Origin of the sequence: Dolichospermum sp. UHCC 0315A (assembly GCF_008121535.1) — a bacterium.
Lineage (GTDB): Bacteria > Cyanobacteriota > Cyanobacteriia > Cyanobacteriales > Nostocaceae > Dolichospermum > Dolichospermum lemmermannii.
Genome location: NZ_CP043056.1, coordinates 125,647 through 145,136 on the forward strand (window position 1 = coordinate 125,647; position 19,490 = coordinate 145,136).

At 38.1% G+C, this 19,490-nt stretch carries 23 protein-coding genes, 1 tRNA gene and 1 other annotated feature; of the genes, 12 read left to right on the forward strand and 12 right to left on the reverse strand.

Annotated features, from left to right (window positions below; genetic code table 11):
• Positions 1-113 precede the first annotated feature (113 nt).
• The 7 genes from BMF77_RS28520 to rplA all read left to right on the forward strand — a co-directional run bounded on the left by BMF77_RS28520 (position 114) and on the right by rplA (position 3,747).
• Entirely contained in the window at positions 114-242 is a 129-nt protein-coding gene (locus tag BMF77_RS28520; protein ID WP_256370330.1) for a hypothetical protein, read from the forward strand.
• 184 nt (positions 243-426) lie between these two features.
• The gene (gene rplS, locus BMF77_RS00640) at positions 427-789 is read left to right on the forward strand and encodes a 50S ribosomal protein L19 (protein WP_015078221.1); all 363 of its coding nucleotides are present in this window, start codon (positions 427-429) and stop codon (positions 787-789) included.
• A 150-nt stretch (positions 790-939) separates the two neighbouring features.
• A tRNA-Trp gene (locus tag BMF77_RS00645) sits at positions 940-1,012 on the forward strand.
• 567 nt (positions 1,013-1,579) lie between these two features.
• On the forward strand, positions 1,580-1,801 hold the full coding sequence (gene secE, locus BMF77_RS00650) for a preprotein translocase subunit SecE (RefSeq protein WP_015078220.1): 222 nt from the start codon (positions 1,580-1,582) through the stop codon (positions 1,799-1,801).
• The gene (nusG, locus tag BMF77_RS00655) at positions 1,801-2,433 is read left to right on the forward strand and encodes a transcription termination/antitermination protein NusG (protein WP_015078219.1); all 633 of its coding nucleotides are present in this window, start codon (positions 1,801-1,803) and stop codon (positions 2,431-2,433) included. The genes secE and nusG overlap by 1 nt, the downstream gene beginning before the upstream one ends.
• Before the next feature lie 6 nt (positions 2,434-2,439).
• Positions 2,440-2,865, forward strand: coding sequence for a 50S ribosomal protein L11 (gene rplK, locus BMF77_RS00660; protein ID WP_015078218.1), 426 nt, complete (start codon positions 2,440-2,442; stop codon positions 2,863-2,865).
• A gap of 165 nt (positions 2,866-3,030) precedes the next feature.
• Entirely contained in the window at positions 3,031-3,747 is a 717-nt protein-coding gene (gene rplA, locus BMF77_RS00665) for a 50S ribosomal protein L1 (RefSeq protein WP_015078217.1), read from the forward strand.
• A 54-nt stretch (positions 3,748-3,801) separates the two neighbouring features.
• Positions 3,802-3,969 (forward strand) — a sequence feature (ribosomal protein L10 leader region).
• A 3-nt stretch (positions 3,970-3,972) separates the two neighbouring features.
• Here rplA and BMF77_RS00670 read toward each other — a convergent pair.
• The gene (locus tag BMF77_RS00670; RefSeq protein ID WP_246863040.1) at positions 3,973-4,116 is read right to left on the reverse strand and encodes a hypothetical protein; all 144 of its coding nucleotides are present in this window, start codon (positions 4,114-4,116) and stop codon (positions 3,973-3,975) included.
• A gap of 115 nt (positions 4,117-4,231) precedes the next feature.
• On the opposite strand from BMF77_RS00670, the gene rplJ reads away from it, so the two are divergent.
• Together rplJ and rplL are read left to right on the forward strand one after the other, a co-directional pair.
• On the forward strand, positions 4,232-4,801 hold the full coding sequence (gene rplJ, locus BMF77_RS00675) for a 50S ribosomal protein L10 (protein ID WP_015078216.1): 570 nt from the start codon (positions 4,232-4,234) through the stop codon (positions 4,799-4,801).
• 59 nt (positions 4,802-4,860) lie between these two features.
• On the forward strand, positions 4,861-5,247 hold the full coding sequence (gene rplL / locus BMF77_RS00680; RefSeq protein WP_015078215.1) for a 50S ribosomal protein L7/L12: 387 nt from the start codon (positions 4,861-4,863) through the stop codon (positions 5,245-5,247).
• Between the two features lie 72 nt (positions 5,248-5,319).
• On the opposite strand, the gene BMF77_RS00685 is transcribed toward rplL, so the two are convergent.
• Positions 5,320-6,867, reverse strand: coding sequence for an NAD(P)H-hydrate dehydratase (locus tag BMF77_RS00685; protein WP_148759837.1), 1,548 nt, complete (start codon positions 6,865-6,867; stop codon positions 5,320-5,322).
• Positions 6,868-6,881: 14 nt separating this feature from the next.
• On the opposite strand from BMF77_RS00685, the gene BMF77_RS00690 reads away from it, so the two are divergent.
• On the forward strand, positions 6,882-7,070 hold the full coding sequence (locus BMF77_RS00690) for a hypothetical protein (protein WP_148759839.1): 189 nt from the start codon (positions 6,882-6,884) through the stop codon (positions 7,068-7,070).
• On the opposite strand, the gene BMF77_RS00695 is transcribed toward BMF77_RS00690, so the two are convergent.
• Both BMF77_RS00695 and BMF77_RS00700 read right to left on the reverse strand, forming a co-directional pair.
• Positions 7,048-7,833, reverse strand: a complete 786-nt coding sequence (locus tag BMF77_RS00695; RefSeq protein WP_148759841.1) for a hypothetical protein — start codon at positions 7,831-7,833, stop codon at positions 7,048-7,050. The two genes, BMF77_RS00690 and BMF77_RS00695, sit on opposite strands and share 23 nt — an antisense overlap.
• Positions 7,834-7,895: 62 nt before the next feature.
• Complete coding sequence (locus BMF77_RS00700) at positions 7,896-8,891, reverse strand: aspartate carbamoyltransferase catalytic subunit (protein WP_148759843.1); 996 nt, start codon at positions 8,889-8,891, stop codon at positions 7,896-7,898.
• Between BMF77_RS00700 and BMF77_RS00705 the strand changes: the two genes are divergently transcribed.
• Positions 8,862-9,155, forward strand: a complete 294-nt coding sequence (locus tag BMF77_RS00705) for a hypothetical protein (protein WP_148759845.1) — start codon at positions 8,862-8,864, stop codon at positions 9,153-9,155. The genes BMF77_RS00700 and BMF77_RS00705 overlap by 30 nt on opposite strands.
• Before the next feature lie 59 nt (positions 9,156-9,214).
• On the opposite strand, the gene mgtE is transcribed toward BMF77_RS00705, so the two are convergent.
• From mgtE to murJ, 4 genes are all read right to left on the reverse strand, one after another.
• Positions 9,215-10,564: a magnesium transporter gene (gene mgtE / locus BMF77_RS00710; protein WP_148759847.1), complete on the reverse strand. Its 1,350-nt coding sequence runs from the start codon at positions 10,562-10,564 to the stop codon at positions 9,215-9,217.
• A gap of 342 nt (positions 10,565-10,906) precedes the next feature.
• On the reverse strand, positions 10,907-11,320 hold the full coding sequence (locus tag BMF77_RS00715) for a putative toxin-antitoxin system toxin component, PIN family (RefSeq protein ID WP_148759849.1): 414 nt from the start codon (positions 11,318-11,320) through the stop codon (positions 10,907-10,909).
• On the reverse strand, positions 11,313-11,543 hold the full coding sequence (locus BMF77_RS00720; RefSeq protein WP_148759851.1) for a hypothetical protein: 231 nt from the start codon (positions 11,541-11,543) through the stop codon (positions 11,313-11,315). The genes BMF77_RS00715 and BMF77_RS00720 overlap by 8 nt, the downstream gene beginning before the upstream one ends.
• A gap of 81 nt (positions 11,544-11,624) precedes the next feature.
• A complete protein-coding gene (murJ, locus tag BMF77_RS00725; protein ID WP_148759853.1) occupies positions 11,625-13,238 on the reverse strand; it encodes a murein biosynthesis integral membrane protein MurJ in 1,614 nt (537 codons plus the stop codon).
• A gap of 319 nt (positions 13,239-13,557) precedes the next feature.
• On the opposite strand from murJ, the gene BMF77_RS00730 reads away from it, so the two are divergent.
• Entirely contained in the window at positions 13,558-15,069 is a 1,512-nt protein-coding gene (locus BMF77_RS00730; RefSeq protein ID WP_148759855.1) for a serine/threonine-protein kinase, read from the forward strand.
• A 125-nt stretch (positions 15,070-15,194) separates the two neighbouring features.
• On the opposite strand, the gene BMF77_RS00735 is transcribed toward BMF77_RS00730, so the two are convergent.
• From BMF77_RS00735 to BMF77_RS00750, 4 genes are all read right to left on the reverse strand, one after another.
• On the reverse strand, positions 15,195-15,680 hold the full coding sequence (locus BMF77_RS00735; RefSeq protein WP_246863041.1) for a hypothetical protein: 486 nt from the start codon (positions 15,678-15,680) through the stop codon (positions 15,195-15,197).
• 218 nt (positions 15,681-15,898) lie between these two features.
• Entirely contained in the window at positions 15,899-17,974 is a 2,076-nt protein-coding gene (locus BMF77_RS00740) for a serine protease (protein ID WP_148759859.1), read from the reverse strand.
• Between the two features lie 337 nt (positions 17,975-18,311).
• Complete coding sequence (locus BMF77_RS00745; protein WP_148759861.1) at positions 18,312-18,833, reverse strand: COP23 domain-containing protein; 522 nt, start codon at positions 18,831-18,833, stop codon at positions 18,312-18,314.
• 127 nt (positions 18,834-18,960) lie between these two features.
• Positions 18,961-19,470: a pentapeptide repeat-containing protein gene (locus BMF77_RS00750; protein ID WP_148759863.1), complete on the reverse strand. Its 510-nt coding sequence runs from the start codon at positions 19,468-19,470 to the stop codon at positions 18,961-18,963.
• Positions 19,471-19,490: the final 20 nt, after the last annotated feature.

Below are 19,490 nucleotides of genomic sequence, written 5' to 3' on the forward strand. Positions count from 1 at the left end.
CTGAATCCTGACACTGTCTATTTTACAACAGCAATTGGTCAGTTGTCAGTTGTCAGTAGGGGCGAAGCATTTGGAAGATAAATTATCGGTCATTGCCAAAAATAGTTCTGCAAATGCTTCGCCCGTACAGTTGTCAGTTGTCAGTAGGGGCGAAGCATTTGGAAGATAAATTATCGGTCATTGCCAAAAATAGTTCTGCAAATGCTTCGCCCGTACAGTTGTCAGTTGTCAGTTGTCATTAGGTAATTTTCTTCTTTCTTCTTTCTTCTTTCTTCTTTCTTCTTTCTTCTTTCTTCTTCCTGAACTCCTGATAGCGAAGCGTGGCGTTAGCCATACTCCTGACTCCTCCAATAAATAGCTGGACTCTTTGGCAATTATAGATTTATAATTAACGATTGTGAGTTTTTTCAAAAAACATAAAAAGTAATGAACGCCCAAGAGATTATCCGCTCAATTGAAGCGGAACAAATGAAATCTGACTTACCCGATATCTATGTCGGTGACACAGTTAAGGTAGGAATCAAAATTCAGGAAGGCACTAAATTCCGTGTGCAACCTTACGAAGGTGTAGTTATAGCTAGACGCAATGGCGGCATCAACGAAACTATCACAGTCCGTAAAGTTTTCCAAGGTGTGGGTGTAGAACGAGTATTTTTGCTTCATTCTCCCCTGGTTGAAAGCATTAAAGTATTGCGTCGTGGTAAGGTTAGACGTGCTAAATTATATTATCTACGCGCCCTCGTCGGTAAAGCAACCCGCATTAAACAAAGATTCGACCGCCCTCTATAATTCCCAATGGTGAATTAATAGACAAAACCCAGTCTGCAAGCGGCATCTGCCGCTAACTTGCCAAAAGAAAAAAAATAAGTTACAATCAGAAGCGAAATTGCGTTAGAATAAAAAAAGTTCAGCGCAATGACTGTAACAAGAAAAGCTTGTGCGCTCTTAGTTCAGTTGGTAGAACGCAGGTCTCCAAAACCTGATGTCGGGGGTTCAAGTCCTCCAGGGCGCGCTAAAAAAGAAAAATACTGCCCGAAGCAATAACGCCACTGCCAAAACAGCAGAAAACGTCAATTATTTCGGGTATAATTTTTTTGAAATATAGCTTGACTGTTGGCAGTTAATTTAGGCCGAAGCTATAAACCTTGAAAAAAAATCACCAAACAGAACGAAAGGCACGGAAGCCACTTGGCAATAGATGCGTGGAGAAAGTGCCAACGGCGAATTTATTCGCAGTAATATGATAGAATCAATTAGCAAGTAGGAATAACCATCAACGCCAAGAAGTGTTTTATTAAGGAGAAACCCCTGATTTATCTCGTCTGGGCATAGCCGTAGCCTGGGTAAACAAGCAATGGTAAAGCATGGAGCGTTTAACATTAAAAATTGATGGACTCACAAAAGCAGCAGAAAAATCAAAAGTAAGCGCAATTGCAATACCTGTCGTAGTGGTAGTTGCCTTGAGCGTCTAGGAGGATAATTGACTATCCTTTTTAAGTATGTCTTAAAGAATCTGCGTGTCTTTAGACCGCAGAGTGTCAAAAGGTTAGGCTATTTAAGAAACGGGGGGATAACGACTGTGGCCAAAAAAAATGAAGCAGAAATGCCAGAAACCGAAAATGGGTTTAACTTAAACAATTTTTTCCAAGGAACAAAGGAAGAACTTGAGAAAGTAATTTGGCCCAGTCGGAAACAGTTGGTGAGTGAATCAGCCGCTGTACTATTAATGGTTACACTCTCCGCCTCTTTGATATATTTGGTAGATGGATTGTTCGCTTGGGCAGCAAAACAGGTGTTCTGATGACTTCTGCAACAGACGAACCACGCAACTCCGAGTTGCAGTCAGATGACACACTCTTAACAGGGATCAAAGAAGTCCGCTGGTATGCAGTGCAAGTAGCCTCTGGCTGTGAGAAACGGGTAAAGACAAATTTAGAGCAACGTATCCAAACTTTTGATGTCGCTGATAGAATCGTCCAAGTGGAAATTCCCCACACCCCAACGGTGAAAATCCGTAAGGACGGTAAACGTCTACCTTCAGAAGAAAAGGTTTTCCCTGGTTATGTGCTAGTCCGAATGGCGATGAGTGATGATACATGGCAGGTGGTAAGAAACACCTCCCACGTGATTAACTTTGTGGGCGCAGAGCAGAAGCGTGGTAGCGGTAGAGGCCGTGGTCACGTTAAGCCAGTTCCCCTGAATCCTTCGGAAGTTGAACGCATATTCAAACAAGCCTTGGAACAAGAGCCAGTAGTCATAATTGATATGGCTACAGGTGATAAGATAGTTGTGCTTTCTGGTCCATTTAAGGATTTTGAAGGCGAGGTGATTGAAGTTTCCCCAGAACGGAGTAAACTAAAAGCTCTGCTTTCTATCTTTGGACGAGATACACCAGTAGAATTGGAATTTAATCAGGTTAAAAAACAGAGCTAAATACAAATGGCGAAGAAAGTAGTAGCGGTCATTAAATTGGCCCTGAATGCTGGGAAAGCCAACCCAGCACCGCCAGTTGGTCCTGCATTGGGTCAACATGGTGTTAACATCATGATGTTCTGCAAGGAGTACAACGCCAAAACAGCAGACCAAGCTGGAATGGTGATACCTGTAGAAATTTCTGTTTATGAAGATAGAAGTTTTACATTTGTACTCAAAACTCCACCAGCATCAGTTTTGATTCGCAAGGCAGCGAAGATTGAAAGAGGCTCAAGTGAACCCAACAAAACTAAAGTTGGTAGCATTAGCAGAACGCAATTACGTGAAATTGCTCAAACCAAGCTTCCTGACCTCAACGCCAATGATATTGATGCAGCCATGAATATCGTGGAAGGAACTGCTAAAAACATGGGCGTAACAATCACAGATTAGGTGACAGAGAACAGGCTTCGCCGTGAGCGTCAGCGAAACGGTGACAGGTGACAGTAGATAAAAAAATAACAACTGACAACTGACAACTGACAACTGACAACTGAACTAATAACAAAATCATATCGGGGGAGAAGCACGACTTCGAGATTACCCCAGGAGAAAAAAATGGCAAAAAAAGTATCACGCCGCTTACAGGCGTTGCTAGAAAAAGTAGAAGATCGGGATTATACACCCTTAGAAGCATTAGCTCTGTTAAAAGAAACAGCAACCGCTAAATTTGCTGAGGCTGCTGAAGCTCATATCCGTTTAGGAATTGATCCTAAATATACAGACCAACAGTTGCGGACAACGGTAGCACTACCTAAAGGCACAGGACAGATAATTCGGGTAGCAGTTATCGCCAGAGGGGAAAAAGTCACAGAAGCAACTAATGCTGGTGCTGATATAGCTGGTTCTGAAGAACTCATTGAAGATATTCAGAAAGGCATGATGGACTTTGACAAGCTGATTGCTACACCAGATGTGATGCCACAGGTAGCAAAGCTGGGTAAATTACTAGGTCCACGGGGTTTGATGCCTTCACCTAAAGGTGGAACAGTGACATTTGATGTTGCTAGTGCGATCGCTGAATTCAAAGCTGGTAAATTAGAATATCGGGCTGATCGAACTGGGATTGTCCATGTTATGTTTGGTAAGACTGCTTTTTCACCTGAAGATTTATTAATCAATCTGAAGGCATTACAAGAGTCAATTGACCGTAACCGTCCTTCGGGCGCTAAGGGTCGTTATTGGCGGTCAGTGTATATATCCTCGACAATGGGTCCGTCAATTGCTATTGACATTAGTGCTTTACGAGAGTTAAAAATAACTGACGCTGCATAGTTTGGTAATGGGTAATTGGTAGTAGATGAAGATAATCAGAAATTACCAATGACCAAAATTAAATAAGCAAAGCCGGAGACAGCAGGTGCTAATAGCTTAATACCCTGCCGAGGTTGTAATTTTAACCGCCTGAAGTTTAATCAAGAAAAGTTTGATAACTGCGGCCTTAAAAATACTACTTTGAAACCCTGGCTAAGATAGCTGGGGTTAAGTTTTTTCCGTGTGTCAGCAAAAAGGTGACAACTGACAACTGACAACTAACAACTGTACGGGCGAAGCATTTGGATAACTATTTTTGGCAATGACCGATAATTTATCTTCCAAATGCTTCGCCCCTACTGACAACTGACAACCGTACGGGCGAAGCATTTGGATAACTATTTTTGGCAATGACCGATAATTTATCTTCCAAATGCTTCGCCCCTACTGACAACTGACAACTAACAACTGACCACTGACAACTGACATTGGAGGTGAGATAAGTATGGGAAGAACGTTAGAAAACAAGAAAGAAATAGTTGCTGATCTTAAAGTTTCTTTGAGTGAATCAACTTTAGCACTGGTAATTGATTATCAGGGGCTAACTGTTGCTGAAATCACCGATTTGCGTCGGCAACTCCGTCCTAGTGGTGCTATCTGTAAGGTGACAAAAAACACCTTTATGGGCATTGCTATTAAGGATCAGGAACAATGGCAGCCAATGTCAGAATTACTTAACGGTTCTTCGGCATTTCTGCTAGTTAAAGAAGATTTATCTGCGATTAAAGCTTACCAAGCATTCCAAAAAGCCACCAAGAAAACAGAAATTCGCGGTGGTGTCATGGAAGGTCGTGTCCTGAGTGAAGCTGATGTCAAGGCTCTAGGAGACTTGCCATCTAAGGAACAACTCATGGCTCAAATTGCTGGTGCTATCAACGGTGTGGCTACCAAGCTGGCTGTTGGTATCAACGAAGTTCCCAGTTCCTTGGCTCGCGCTTTGCAAGCTGTCGCTGAAAAAGAAAATAGCGATAGTTCTGAAAGTGCTGCTGAGTTAGCGGTAGTTAGTGAAGATTAATCACTGACAACTCACAACTAAAAAACTAACAAATCAAAAATTCTTTAGGAGTTATATCCATGTCTGCTGCAACCGAACAAATTTTAGACCAATTGAAATCTTTGACCTTATTAGAAGCTTCTGAATTAGTTAAGCAAATTGAAGAAGCTTTTGGTGTTAGTGCTGCTCCTACTGGTGGTGGCATGATGATGATGGCTGCTCCTGGTGCTGTTGCTGAAGTAGTAGAAGAGAAGACCGAATTTGATGCAATTTTGGATTCTGTACCTGCCGATAAGAAGATTGCTGTCTTGAAGATTGTCCGTGAAATCACAGGTCTAGGTCTGAAAGAAGCTAAGGACTTGGTAGAAGCCGCTCCTAAAGCAGTTAAAGAAGCTGTAACTAAGGAAGCCGCTGAAGATATCAAGAAGCGGATTGAAGAGGCTGGTGGTAAGGTAACAGTTAAGTAATTGTTATTTGGTAATTGGTGATTGGTGATTGGGAAGAATTTTTACCCAGTCTCCAGTCCCCAGTCCCCATTATCATCGCTTTAAAACCGGAAGTAAATATTGAGTTAGTGTAAAAGCATCAACTCCTAATTCTGTTCTCGCTTGTGCTGCTAAAATTCCTGCTTGGGAATGCCACCAAGCCGCAGTTGCGACTATATCTTCTATAAAAATTTCTTTATTCATAATTTGCGCTAATAGTCCACCCAATAACCCAGTTAATACATCACCGCTGCCTCCACGGGCTAGGGCTGGGGTACTTTCGGGATTTATCCAAACTCTACTACCTTGAGGATTAGATATAGCTGTTCTTGCCCCTTTTAGCAGGACTACAGCCCCACTTTCTTGTGCTGCTGTTTGTACGGCTTTGATTCTATTTGTGTAATCAATATGGGGAAATAAACGCTTAAATTCTCCCGTGTGGGGTGTAATTACAGTGGCTGATTTTCGTGATTTCAATGTGGGAATAGTTCCTAATTGTGCCAGAATATTTAAAGCATCAGCATCGAGAATTAAAGGACATTCACATTTAATTATTTCGGGAATAATAGAAATACTATCTTTAGTTAAACCGGGTCCGCAAGCAATTGTGGTAAATGAATTTAAATCTATAAGGTGCGTTACGCTGTCGCTAACACACCCTACTAATGGTAAATTAGCAATTGCTCCTGTTTCGGTTTCAGGACAACCAATAATTAACGCTTCTGGTAAATGGGAAACTAACAACATTTTTAGAGATTCGGGGACAGCGATTGATAACATTCCTATACCAGAAGCTCGCGCACCTAAACCTGTTAAAATTGCTCCACCGGCATAACGTTGAGAACCACAAATTAATAATAAATGTCCTTGTTTGTATTTATGGGTAATGAGAGGACGAGGTAAAGGTAAGGTTGATAATGCTGTTGTTTTAGTAATACGTTTGATTTGGGGAATATTACCGATAACAGCATGAATATCTGCTAAGGGAATATCAAAGTCAATTAATTCGGCTTTACCAATATAAGGTAATGCTTGTTCTTGTAATAAACCTTGTTTCCATAAACCTAAGCAAAATGTATAATTTGCCTGAATAGCTGTTCCTAAAACTTCTCCTGTATCTGTATGTAAACCCGAAGGGATATCAATACTAATAATGGGTTGATTTTTGCTATTAAAATAATTAATTGCAGTAGCAATAGAATCAGTAATTTTTCTTTCTAACCCAAACCCAAATAAACCATCAATTAAAAAATCATAACTTGGTAATTGGGAAATTTCTTGATAACAGGAAATTCCTAAATTTTGTGCATATTGAAAATGTTGGGAAGTTAATTCTTTTAACTTAGAAAAAGGTTGATAAATCCAAACTTGATAACCGCGAAAATGCAATTCACGAGCTACTACTAAACCATCTCCTCCATTATGACCGGGACCAACTAAAATTCCTACACATTGCCCTGGGGAAATAATAGCCTGTAAGCGGTGGGAAATTAATCCCGCTACCTTTTCCATTAAAGCTGCTACAGGCATTCCCGCAGTAAATATCCTGGCTTCAATATCCCGCATTTGGGCTGCGGTAACAACAAATTGTTCTTTAGTCATTTGTCAGTTGTTAGTTGTTAGTAGGGGCGAAGCATTTGGAAGATAAATTATCGGTCATTGCCAAAAATAGTTCTCCAAATGCTTCGCCCGTACAGTTGTCAGTTGAAAGACAAATATTTTCACCAATTACCAATTACCAATTACCAATTACCAATTACCAATTACCCATTACCCATTACCTTATTTTCCATAGTAAACTCTAGCATTACCGTAACCTGAACTTTTCAAATAGCTGTTCCATTGTTCTGCTTCTAAGCGATCGCTAAATGGTCCTACAGCTATATGCGTTCCTAGTGGTTGAGTTCTCCTAAATACATTAATACTGGTGCTAACTCTTTGGCGAATTTCTGTACCTAAAGAACGTAAATTATTAGCATTACCAGGAATAACTACATAATAGGAATTTCTTTTTTCCTGTTGATAGTTATTTGCATAGTTCTGATCATTATATCCGGGAGCATTATAAGACATTACTGGTTGAACCGAATAATTATGTGTTAATTCTATATTTTCCGAATTAACGATTTTCGCGCCAGAAATTCCATTAAATTCCAATTCTCTTACCCGTTTTTGAGCATTAGATTGTCCATTAAAAACGCCAGATTGGATCACATTACGTCCCTTGTAATTGCGAATATAGGCATTAGGTTCAATTTGCCGAACTCGCTGCAAAATTTCGTAATTATTGCTATCAACATAAACAAAATATCGGTCAAAGTTTTGGTTATATTGACTATATTGTGTCCCTTGAGATTGATAGAATTTTTCTGGTTGTAACTGCGGTAATGGCTGCTGGTTAATGGGTATTTCCTGGAGATATGGCAATGTTGCTTGTGCGAATATTGGCATATTATTAGATGTTTGAGCCTGAACTGGACTATATTCACATACGAACACCCAACTTCCACTTATCAGCAAGGAAAATATGGGTAAAGAGGTAAAACAATTGACTCTTAAAGTAGGCATATTTGTTACCAGTTTTTGCAAAGATTTTTGGTTTAATTCCAATGGGACAGCATTATTATTAATTAAGCCCTACCACTACCGATAAAATATAAAAGTGCCATCCGCACTGCTACACCGCTAGTTACCTGAGATTGAATTAAGCTGAATTCAGGATCATCCATTAAATCAGAACTAATTTCCACACCCCGATTTACTGGACCTGGATGCAATACTTTAACTTGAGGTTTACATAGTTTTAACTTAGCACGAGTAATGCCAAATAGTTGATGATATTCTCTTAAACTAGGGAATAAATGGGCGGTCATCCGTTCTTTTTGTAAGCGCAATGTCATCACAAAATCAGCATTTTCCAAAGCTGGTTCTAATTGCCAATGGGTAAATAATCGGTTAGAGTTTTCTGTACATCCTAAGTATTCTGCAAAGTATTTAGGTAATAATGTGGGAGGTGCGGACAGATGTACTTCTGCACCACTAGCGATTAAACTCCAAATATTAGAACGGGCTACACGAGAGTGTAAAATATCGCCAACAATAGCAATTTTTTTACCTTGTAATGATTCAATTTTGGGTTGTGCAGGGTCAATTAAACTACAAATTGTAAATAAATCTAATAATCCTTGAGATGGATGTTCATGTTGTCCATCACCGGCATTGAGGACGCTAACTTTTACACCTAAACGATCCATTTCTTGCGCGATCGCTTGCGGAACTCCTGCATCCTTATGGCGGACTACCATAATATCAGTTCCCATTGCCAAATAGGTTTTTGCTGTGTCAAGAATTGTTTCACCTTTGGTCATAGAAGATGTAGCTGCGGCAAAGTTGAGGGTATCCGCACTAAGTCTTTTTGCCGCAATTTCAAAACTACTGCGGGTGCGGGTAGAAGGTTCAAAAAATAAATTTGCTACTACCTGTCCCTGTAAAGTGGGGACTTTCTTTGTCCGTCGTGATAGTACCTCTTGAAAAGAAGCCGCAGTTTGTAACACGGCGTTATATTCAGCCGTTGTGAAGTCAGCAAGTGTGAGAATATGATGACGATTCCAGGTAGTAGTAGGCATATAAGTAGAGGAGTCAGGAGTCAGGAGTCAGGAGTCAGAAAGAAGGAGTCAGGAGTCAGGAGTCAGGAGTCAGGAGTCAGAAAGAAGGAAGAAGGAAGAAGGAAGAAGGGAGTCAGGAGTCAGAAAGAAGGAAGAAGGAAGAAGGAAGAAGGGAGTCAGGAGTCAGAAAGAAGGAAGAAGGAAGAAGGAAGAAGGGAGAAGGAAGAAGGAAGAAGGAAGAAGGAAGTAAGAAAAGTCTCAAAGTTGGGAAAGCGATGCACCTAATTCACCTTTCTAAACTGAAAACCCTTAATTTATTGAAGTTTTCGGTTTATCCAGCAGTTTCAAGATTGTAAATGAAACACCTTTAAAGCAACAGATATTATACTGAGGAAAGTTAAAAAACCGATGGTATCTAGCATTGTTGTCACTAATGGACCACTCATTAAAGCTGGATCTAGTTTTAAATGCTTCAAACCCATTGGTAACAAAGTTCCTAAAGTAACAGCCACCATTGTATTAGTGGCCATAACTACCCCGGCTATTAAAGCTACCCATCTTTCTTGGGGTTTAGCCCAAATCAGGGAAAGGGCCACCATTGTCAGCCCTAAAGCTACGGCTGTTCCTAAACCGGCTAAAAGTTCTTTGCGGAGAATTTTTCCCGTATCTGCGGGTGTGACTTCCCCTACACCTAAACCGCGAATGGTGACAGTCAGAGCTTGGATACCTACAGTGCCACCTGTGTTAGAAAATATGGGCATAATCACGGCGAGGACAGGTACAGCGGCGATAACTTCTTGAAAAGGAGCGATCGCACTGGCAGCACCAATATATAATCCCATAATTCCCAATAACCAAGGCAACCGTTTCCGAATCGTGACTTGTGCGGGAGATAAGGCCTCTTCATCACCACTGACCCCTGCTAATTTTTGAATATCTTCTGTAGCTTCTTCTTCTAAAATATCGACGACATCATCAATCGTAATAATACCGACTAATCTATCTTCTCTATCAACCACAGGCATAGCGATTAAGTCGTACCGCTGCATAATCCGGGCGACTTCTTCCTGGGAGGTTTCTGTTCTGACTTTGACAACGTGGGAACTGGCAATATCTTTAATTAAGACATCGGGAAAGGTAAATAATAGCTGACGCAAAGAAACAACACTAACTAATTTGCGATTATCATCAGTGACATAGGCATAGTAAATTGTTTCCTTATCTTGATCTTGCAAGCGGATTTTACTGAGGGCTTCACCAACAGTTAAACCTCGTCGCAAGCGAACATATTCCGTTGTCATTACCCGCCCCGCAGTCCCTTCTGGATAGCCGAGAATTGTGGCTGTAGCTTGTCTTTGTTCGGGACTGAGTTGTTGTAATAAGCGTTTGACTACTCCTGCTGGTAGTTCATCAAATAAATATGCCCGTTCATCAGGACTCATTTCTTCAACGAGGTCTACTACCTGGGCATCGTGGAGGGAGTTAATCAAGTCTTCCTGTACTTCTGTGGGTAAATACTCAAAGACATCTATGGCTTGATCTTTGTTGAGTAACCGAAAAGCGATCGCTCTTTGTTTTTCGGGCAATTGGGTGATATACTCGCCCACATCTACCGGCTGTAAACAATTCAAATCACATTTAAGCTGATTTAAGTCAGCAATATCCAAGGAATTACGAATTTCCTGTGTAAGCATAATAGAAATCTCCTAATGTCTCCCCCGCGCTGGGAGACTGCCTCACCAGCTTAGAGGAGGATACTACTGCCATCTGTTGGACTTTTGTCCATAACCTCTTGTAAAATTAAATATCAACGTGGGAACTAAAAATAGCACCGCTAATTAATGAGTTTAGCCCGAATTTCAGTTTTCCGATACTGTGCGATATTTTAAGCTGAATTTGTCATGTATACAACTATTGACAGAAAATTAGGTTAAAGAGATTTAAACCCCTTACTTAGGGAGATATCAAGATTTTGGATACATGACCAATGACTTTTAAAGCATCCTTTAAGAACTGAAACCCAACATAAACCCAAATTATTCCATCTCTAAAAATTGTCTAACTGTAACAATAGCAATTTCTTGAAAAGGATTCAAAATTAATAAATCTTCGTCTCCACTCACGATTAATTCTGCATCGCCATTAACAGCTAACTCTAAAAATTTATCATCTTTAGCATCTCGACAAGCAACAATAGTCTTGCTAATTTCTATAAAATTAACTGATTCAGCCAACCAACCTAGAAATAAATCTCTCTCAATTGCTGTAACATACTTTTCAAACTTCGGTCTTGCTAAAACCTGTATTATTTCTTGCCAAATCGCCTGAGACATCAAAATATTTCCTTGATGTCGAGCTTTATCTAAGGCTTGACGCGGTTGACTATTTTTAAAGAGTAAAGCACTAACAAAAATATTGGTATCTAACACATAATTAGGGAAATTATTCATTCATAATTGTCTCCAAAATTTCTGGTGTCAAGCCTCTGGAAACGGCTCTATCGCTAATTTCATCCATCAATTTCCCAAGAAAATCAACTTCCTCATTTATATCCTCTCCTAAAAATAAACTAACCAACGTTGCCAGAGATTGCTTTTTACGTTCTGTTGCTTTTTGATAGGCTTGAGCAACGTTAGGACTAACTTTGATCCTGATTTCCTCACTAATCTGCATAGTCAAGACTTGTTGATAGTATTTCTATTATTATATCGGATTAGAGCGATCGCAGAACATGAACAGCGTCTCATTGGTTTGTCACCTGATATTTTTCTTCAAAAACTTTTGTTGCATCTTGATTACAAAAGTATTCACTTCGGGAATATTCATTCTAGAAGCAATTATCGCAAATACCCCAATTCCTACTAAAGCAGATATGGATAATTCTATGAGTAAACTAATTAAATCTTGTTTACCTAATATTTGTTGAGAAGTCATTAAAGTTCCAAAACTGGCTAAACCTGCAATTATACTCCCAACTGTTAAACCCAAAATTGGTACACACCATTCTTGCCAAGGTAAGCCATTAAGTTTGCGATTGAGCAAAAATAATAACATCAACATCGAACTACAATTAACTCCAACTGTAGCTAAAACTAATCCAGGCGCACCAAAAGGTTCAACTAATATTAAATCTAATACAGCATTGAGAACAATATTAAATATACTAATTTTAAAAGGTGTTTGTCCATCACCTAAAGCATAAAATACCCTCACCAAAACATCACGCCCTAGATAAACAAACATTCCGATTCCATAGGCAATTAATAGCGAAGATACTAACTGAGTTGCTTCTTGTTTAAATGCTCCTCGTTGATAAACTATCTGGACAATTGGTACAGATAAGGACACCATCAAAGCGCCTAAAGGTAACATGGTAACAGCAGTTAATAACAGTCCTTGCCGAATGCGTAATTTTAGTTCTCCCCAATTATCTGGGTGAGAAAGTTTAGCAAATGTTGGTAATAAAGGCAGTAAAATAATATTAGAAATAATTCCCAAGGGAGTTTGAACTAAAAGATTAGCATAGTTAAAACCTGCGGCTGCACCAACAATAGGACTAGCGAAATAAAGGTCAGTAGCGACATTAATTGGCATCATTCCTGATGATATTGTCGCGGGAGTCATGATTTTAATTACTTCTTGCACACCGGGCGATTTAAAATCAAATCTCAGGCGTAATTTCCCTAATCCTAAGCGCCATTGCACAATTGACTGGACTAACCATTGCAGAATTCCTCCTGCCAAAGTTCCCCAAGCTAATACCATGCCACCGATTAAAGCATATTCAGGATTAATAATTTCTTTACCATATTGTCCTGCTAAAATAGCAATACCGATAATAACAGTAATACTAGATAATAATGGACTAATTGATAATAACCAATATTGATTAGCTGCATTTAAAGTTCCAAACCCAATGCCAATTAAGCCAGCAAATAAGGCTAAAGGAGCCATGATTTGGATTTGACGGATAGCGATCGCTCTTGTAGTTGCTTCTAAGCCATGACCCACAAAATCAACAATATACTCAGCGCAGAAAATCTGGGCAAATGTCACCACTAATAACAACCCACCCACTAGAGTTGTGATTGTTTCTACAATAGGTGCAGCTTCCTCTTTTTTGTGTTTAGCTAAAACACTGACAATGGCACTATGTAAAGGTCCATTTACACCACCAAGTAAGATTAACAGAAAACCAGGGATAATATAGGCATAACTATAAGCTGTAGCTGCCGCACCCACACCAAAAGCAGCAGCGATTATTTGCTGCCTAACCAAACCAAATACTTTACTAATTAAAGTTGCTGCGGCAACAATACCAGCAATACCAGCGAAAGAACGAGCAGGTTTTTGATCTTGTTGTGTCACGAATAATACCTAGAAACCCTTGCAGACTAAATATTTGAGCATATTTAACCGACAGATTTTAACATCTATCGGGTAATTTCATAAAAAATGTCATCAAACCCTATAGCGGTATGCACTGGAAAGAGATACATCATTAGCCCGGACTCACGAAAAATCAAAGGTTTTAAACCCGCGTAGGCGGGTTTTGCCTGTGTAGCCGTGACTTCCAGTCGCCAGGTGCAAGATGTGAGTTAATTTATCAATTAGATTAATCAAAGGATATATTAAAAACATCGAACACAGGTTACAGATTAGAGGGGTGAGTACGGTGATTATCAGAATGATTCATAGCATCAAAGCCCTATTTTTAGGGAAACATAGCTTTAAATCAATGGTAGGCAAGGTTATAACTGGCCGCTATTATGTTGTTAAAATTATAGGACAAGGCGGCTTTGGTACTACCTATTTGGCCGAAGATACTCAACGACCGGGAAACCCCCAATGTGTTGTCAAACAATTTACACCAGCAAATAAACAACCTCAACTATTAAAAAAAGCCGCAGAATTATTTCAACGAGAAGCAGAAACATTAGGAAAATTAGGAAACCATTCACAAATACCAACACTTTTAGCACATCTTGAAGAAGATCAAGAATTTTTCATCGTTCAAGAATTTATTGAAGGACATGATATTACTGAAGAAATTCCTTGTGGCACTCCTCTAACTGAAGATAATGTTGTGAAATTGCTGATAGAAATATTAGAAGTATTAGAGTATATTCATCATCAAGGTGTCATTCATCGAGATTTAAAACCTAGCAATATTAGAAGAAGAACAAAAGATCAAAAAATAGTGATTATTGATTTTGGTGCAGTTAAAGAAATTAAAGAATTACACAATTCTAAAAATTCAACAATTATTGGTACAGATGGATATACACCAGATGAACAAAGAAAAGGACAACCAAAGTTAAGTAGTGATATTTATGCTGTAGGCATAATTGCTATTCAGGCATTAACAGGGAAATTCGCCACAGACATAGAAATAGATGGTAACACAGGAAAAGTAATTTGGAGAAATCACGTTACAGTTAGTGATCAATTGGCAGATATCCTAGATAAAATGGTGGAATTTTATTATAAAGACCGTTATCCATCAGCAAAGGAAGCATTAGCAGCATTAAAACAAATACCAATTTCTCCCACTCCATCTCATCATAATCCACCACCATCTTATCATTCCCAATCTAAAACTGCTGGAATAACATTACCACCACCATCTCATAATTCCTTACCTCATCCTAATAATAAATATAAATTAGTAAAAGTTGCTGGTGTGGGTGCAGGATTAATCATGATTGGTGGTATAATTCTATTTTTAATTCGTCCCATTCCTGAATGTGGAGGAAAAGTCTCAAAATATGAAAACACAGACCATAAATTAACTATTGCATATCCTCAATGTTGGGATAGTGATTATTCTACAGAACCTTTTACCGGGAAAATAGCAACATTTGTTCAACCCGATAGAAAAGCCAAATTAACAATTACTGCAAAAGAATTTTTAGGAAATTTAGGCAATTTAGAAAAATCCGAAGAAAAGGATATTAAAAACCATTTACAAGCAGGAACCGTAGTTGATAAAAATGATAGATTCGTAGCTAAAAGAAAAAGCAGAATGATAGTTGCAACTGGTGAAGAAGGTGATCAAAAAATTAAAAATATGTATATTTTAATATTAAATGGCAGTACAGCTTATCGGATTATTTACACAGCACCAGAGAGTAATTACGAGAGATTTTTACCAACAGTAGAACAGATGATAAAATCATTCCAAATTGATGAAAAATAGTAGTAGTTAGTAGTAAGTAGGTTGGGTAGAGCGACAGCGTTCACGAAGTGTGCCAACGGCATAACCCAACATTAATATTGTCAGACAAAATTTTAATTAATTAACCCGTCATCAGTCAATATTCATCAGTCAATTTGTAAATTTTTCGGATTATTGAGAATAAAATGATTATCTTCTTTCACTAAATCACCCATACAGTGAATTTGCAACCGTTCTTGATAAGCTTTAATAGCTAAGATATAATCTTGATTAGCTAAAACTGTTTTAATTTCTTGTAATTTCTCAAACACTGCACCTAATAATGTAATTTCTCCTCTCAGTTTATCAATTTCTGGAGTAGCGATTTGCATGACCACACCTTGAACAGTAAAGTTAGGATAATTAGTGATAAATTCGCTTAAAATATCAAATTGGTCTCTATTTTCTACTATCTCTAATGTTTTTAAAATATCGCTAATTCTTTGGGCATAATCTGCTAAATTATGTTGAAGAGGTAGCAAAATTTCATATTCATCTGCGGTGTCTTTTTTTAAACGCCAAATTGCCCCAGCATCATTATAAATTCTTCCTGTTTCCTGCCATCCTGTAGCTTGGAGGTGTGTTTGTATCACATCAGGTTGAACTGTTTTGAGTGTTTGACTATCTTTGATGGTAACTTTTATGGCAATTCTCCAAAACTCGCTCTAACATAAGTGATGCTAAATTGTTCTTTTTGTTGGTTAATATCCATTAAATTAGAAATTTAAACTCAAATTAAAACACTCCCAATCATACCCCAAAAATTCTTTTGTCTGAATCAGGATATCCAGGATTTCAGGATTTTCAGGATTTAATTTTCTAATATTGTCTGAATTGGGATGTCTAGGATTTTAGGATTAATTTTGATAGCTTGGTTGTAATCTTGTATTGCTGCTTGTTTATCTCCTAAATCATATTTAGCAAATCCTCGGTTGTAGTAAGCTGCGTCATTGTTAGGATTAATTTTGATAGCTTGGTTGTAATCTTGTATTGCTCCTTGCTTATCTCCTAAATCAGATTTAGCAAGTCCCCGGTTGTTGTAGGCTACGTCATTGTTAGGATTAATTTTGATAGCTTGGTTGTAATCTTGTATTGCTCCTTGCTTATCTCCTAAATTAGATTTAGCAAGTCCCCGAAAGTAGTAGTAATCGGCATCATTAGGATTAATTTTGATAGCTTGGTTGTAATCTTGTATTGCTCCTTGCTTATCTCCTAAATCAGATTTAGCAAATCCTCGGTTGTAGTAAGCTGCGTCATTGTTAGGATTAATTTTGATAGCTTGGTTGTAATCTTGTATTGCTCCTTGCTTATCTCCTAAATCAGATTTAGCATTTCCCCGAAAGTAGTAGGTATTAGCATTGTTAGGATTAATCTGAATAGCTTGGTTGTAATCTTGTATTGCTCCTTGCTTATCTCCTAAAGCAAATTTAGCCCGTCCCCGGTTGTTGTAGGCTTGGGCATAGTTAGGATTAATTTTGATAGCTTGGTTGTAATCTTGTATTGCTCCTTGCTTATCTCCTAATTCATATTTAGCATTTCCCCGGTTGTTGTAGACTACGTCATTGTTAGGATTAATTTTGATAGCTTGGTTGTAATCTTGTATTGCTCCTTGCTTATCTCCTAAAGCAGATTTAGCCCATCCCCGGTTGTTGTAGACTACGTCATTGTTAGGATTAATTTTGATAGCTTGGTTGTAATCTTGTATTGCTGCTTGTTTATCTCCTAATTCATATTTAGCATTTCCCCGAAAGTAGTAGGTATTAGCATTGTTAGGATTAATCTGAATAGCTTGGTTGTAATCTTGTATTGCTCCTTGCTTATCTCCTAATTCATATTTAGCAAGTCCCCGAAAAGAGTAGTTATAGTCATAGTTAGGATTAATCTGAATAGCTTGGTTGTAATCTTGTATTGCTCCTTGCTTATCTCCTAAAGCAAATTTAGCCCGTCCCCGGTTGTTGTAGACTACGTCATTGTTAGGATTAATTTTGATAGCTTGGTTGTAATCTTGTATTGCTCCTTGCTTATCTCCTAATTCAAAACGGAGATTTCCTCTGTAATTGTAGGCTACAGCATTGTTAGGATCGATTTTAATAGCTTCAGTATAAGCAACTATCGCTCCTCGCTTATCCTCTTTATTTTCCTTTTCCAAACCTAACGCCAAATAATCATCGGCCTTTAAACCTCCTCCTGTCGGCTTAACAGGTTGACGCGCACCGGATGCAACCCGCATATAAACATTAATAGGAACAGCACCATATCTATCTGTATTTCCTTGTTCATTTTCCTCTATCAATCCATTAATACCAATTAACTCACCTTGTTGATTTAAAACAGGTCCCCCACTCATCCCCTTTAAAATTTTATTAGTATAAATTAAATTATATCCACCATCTATAGTAGCTTGAGTAGCATTAGCACTAATTTGTCCATCACGACATTCATATAAAGCAGTATTGATTCCACCTGTTTTAGCCGGAAACCCAGCAATATAAACATTATCCCGACGTTTAGCATTATCAGAATTACCTATTTTAGCCACTTGATAACTCTTACTACTATTAAACTGCACCACAGTTAAATCTATATTGTCTCCTAAGCGTTGAAGATTTTGTACATTTATCGGATAACGTTGTCCATCAGGAGTGACAAGGGTATATTTTAAACTTTTATCTGCAACGTTATGAAATGAAGTCAGCACAGTATAAGTATTACCATCACGTTTGATGATAGTTCCTGAACCACCATTTTTATTTTCAATCAAAACGGTGATATTTTGGGCTATGTCATCAACCTCTTTAGAACATGGTAAGTTTTGTCCTCTGGCTGGGGATGTGAGCGTGATAGATGTGAGAATAAATAAGGTGGGAATAGTATATTTGTAATTCATATTGTCTGAATCAGGATTTCCAGGATTTAAGGATTTACAGGATGGGTTTATCTGTATTTTGTGTTATTTTAGTATATCCTGATTCAGACAATCACCATTTGTCACAAACCGCTAAAAATGAGCGCGAAAAGTTTTTTAACCCCCTTGACACTTCTTTAAAAAAATGTTATCATGAGATTGACAAGGAAGAACCATCTTATACGCATAAGCGAAACTAATCAAAATCAATAGTAGATTATTTTTATTGTGTCCAACTTGACAAAATTTAGATCCCCGACTTCTTTAAGAAGTCGGGGATCTTGTTGTCTATAACCGCTATTATTGAGAATTATGATTTCTATTCCCTTGGTAAACTCTCTAAATACCTATCAAAGTCAATCATAATATTGTCTGAGCCATTAGCAGTCAAAACTTTGCGACTATCTTTTTCTGCAATATTAAATAGTCTATTGGCAATATCCTTACCTTTGGCTTTGTTTGTCAAGGTAAATAATAAATTGGAGCGATCGCAAGTGTCGGATACATCTTTCACAGCACAAACCACAGGTTGATTATTCAGTCTACCGACAATAATTTTTCTCAAAGTCCCATTATCGTAACTTCTCTGAAATCTGGATGATATCTCCTCACAACGATTCCTAATTTTGTTGTATGGTGGGGGAAAATCTGTAGATGCAAATTTCATCACTTGATATTTTTTACTGTCTTCAGTGCGGAGGAATGTAAAATATTCATCACCTTTTCTCTCGCAGGAGAATCTAGTTCCAGTCGTATAACTGTAGCTGGGTTGGTTAGTGGTAACTACACCGCTTAAAACAGTAACAACAGCTAATATTAAATTTTTGGTTAACCGGGACATATATTTCTATTTTTTCCTGATAATTCACAAGATTATGTATTATTTTATATAATCTTAATCAGGATGTCTAGAGTTTAATATCTTTAAAGCGGGGTTTATTTACCTGAAAATGGCTGTAACCTATCACCTACTCCCGACAACCCAAACTATCTCTTGTAGAAATGCCTGTTACAGGATTAATACCATCAGCCCTTTGACAGAGTAAGGATACTTGATAACGGTCAATTAATGCGTCAGTGAAATCAGCACCAGTGATATCAGCATCATAAAAACGGCTGCGGGTTAAAGTTGCTTCTGTGAAAATGGCATTTCTTAGATTAGCACTATCGAAGGTAACACGATCAACTAAAGCGCCCGTTAAATTTGCACTTTCTAAATTGGCTTTTAATAAAACGCCTTTAGTAAAAATGGCGTTAGTTAAATTTGCATCTTGAAAATTTGTTCCCCGCATTTCGGCTGCGACAAAAGTTCCGCCAACTAAATTAGTATGAGAAAAGTCCCGATTTTCTAAATTAGCATTATTGTAATTAATGGTATTAACTTGAGCAAAAACTGGTTCGGGATTCATAATTACCGAAAATCCCACCAAAATAAAAATGAATATCAAACTTAAAAATCTCAACAAAATCTTGTTCATAAATTTGTTAATTGTTGGTT